Genomic DNA, 1,525 nt, shown 5'->3' on the forward strand with positions numbered 1-1,525 from the left:
TTTCACCTATTGTAGGTGTACCGCTGAGAGATATTGAACCTGTCATATATCTTCCGTTAAGGTCAAGGATAGTAGCATCATACAGTCCGTCCGTCGTAAAAACACTGCTGTAAATATAATTTATCTCTGAATCTTTGGCACCGTTGAACCAATATCCGTCATTCATATTGCCTCTTGCAGGTTCTTTCATGAACACATAATCAGGCTCACCGAATGTTCCTGTATCACAGTTTGTTACGTCTACAAGATAGCTTTTTCCTTCTGTCTTAACCACATTCCAGCTATAGTCTATCCAGTACTGTACGTCTCCGGGAATAAATCCGCCTGTACCTGTTTCGGTCATTTCTCCCATAACATAGTAGCATGCTGTGCTGTCAAAATCGGACAAATCACAAAGATACTTAAATGCTTTTGCGTAACCCTCAGCCATACTCTCTGTACTTGGATCACGGTCAAACACGCTGGTTATCTGGAAAGGATCTCCGTAGAATGTATCGAATAACGGATGATCCGGATTTCCGACAATCTCAACGCCCTCTAAATCGTAAGATGCAAGGCCGCAGATAGCTTCCTTATATGCCTGAAGCTTTTCCATATCGCTTTTGCCTGCATTGGCGTCTACTATCTCCTGAGCATAGGCGGCTGCCTGAGCTGCCTTTGACGCTGCGCTGCTGCTCAATGTATTTGCAGGTTTTGAAGAGTCTTTATCCTGATAATCTCCATAAACCGGCATATAAAATGTAGTGTTGAGTATGGTTGTTGTATTTCCTGAAGTAGAAATACTAAATCCAATTGAACCATAGCCTTCAGCCATTTTATCAAACCAGAACATTTCATATGGATATTCAATCATTAAGCATGAATATATTTTTGTTACATTTATTCTATCTCTGTAGTAGTCATTAGCAAGCTCTAAGAGTTTATCGGTATCTGTTTCTCCGCCGTTGTCAAAGCTCATTCCGTCAAAGGCATAATAAAATATCATTTCTCCGCCGGTTACAGCCCTTTCCTCCATCTGAGATGCAACTGAGTTATAAATTTTTGTTTCCAATTCGTTGAGATATGACGAATTCCAGTCTGCCAAAGCCTCTGCCGAATCAGCAGAAGACGCTGACATTGTCGCCACTTCCTGTACTTCGCCTATTGACTCAGTTACTTCCAGTGTGATTTCATTTCCGATATTCTCGGTCTCGTCTGCAAATGCTGTAACGGGCAGTAATGAAACTACCATCAACGCACTGAGCAATACCGCCATAAGTCGTTTTTTCATGTTTTGTTCCTCCTTTTTGATTTTCTATTTTTTATTATCATATTTTATTTTCCCACTGCTATTACTATATGCTTTATAATATTGCAGTAAACTTCTGCAATAATGCACAGCGGATTTCATCACCTCTCTTTATCTCTGCAAAATAACTCTCGACAACGCTGTATTTTTCCGCAAAGTAATAAACATATAAAGGATATAATAATTTTTCCTTATTTATAACTTTACTGACCTTATAGTGATTATATCATAAAAAAA

Annotated in this window: 1 pseudogene; it reads right to left on the reverse strand. The window is 39.1% G+C overall.

The features are described from left to right. A pseudogene (locus tag B5F08_RS13035) lies at positions 1-1,270 on the reverse strand (hypothetical protein); the annotation flags it as partial. Positions 1,271-1,525: the final 255 nt, after the last annotated feature.

It is taken from the genome of Anaeromassilibacillus sp. An172, assembly GCF_002160515.1.
Classification (GTDB): Bacteria; Bacillota; Clostridia; order Oscillospirales; family Acutalibacteraceae; genus Limousia; species Limousia pullorum.